Annotated in this window: 1 protein-coding gene; it reads right to left on the bottom strand. The window is 65.1% G+C overall.

What is annotated here, in order from left to right; translation table 11 throughout:
* On the bottom strand, positions 1-364 hold a 364-nt coding region (locus ACPXB3_RS22560; RefSeq protein ID WP_425729877.1), incomplete at both ends, for a DUF222 domain-containing protein.

Consider the following 364-nt stretch of genomic DNA (forward strand, 5'->3'; position numbering starts at 1 on the left):
GCCGCCAATTTTTCGGGGTCGGCGTCTTCGACGGAACCCGACGGTGAGTCGGGGTCGTCGGGGTTGTTCATGCCGGGGGCTGCCCAGACCGCCCAGACGGCTTCTTGGTCGGCGCGGTATTCCGGGGTCATTTTGCCGGTCATCTTCGACATCTGTTGGGTGTCTTGGCGGCCGAGGAACACTTGGCGTTTCTGCTGCCGGTCGACGTCGTCGGTCATCTCGCCGTCGGGGTCGAGGTGTGCCATCAGGCGGGCGCCGATCGCGGTCAACTCGGCGGGGGTGTGCATGCGCGCGTAGTCGGCCATCTGCTTTTCGGCGTTGACCTTGATGTCGTGGTCGACCTGGTGCGGGATGTCGTCGAGGA

The organism is Gordonia sp. DT219, from assembly GCF_049847065.1.
In the GTDB taxonomy this organism is placed as follows: domain Bacteria; phylum Actinomycetota; class Actinomycetes; order Mycobacteriales; family Mycobacteriaceae; genus Gordonia.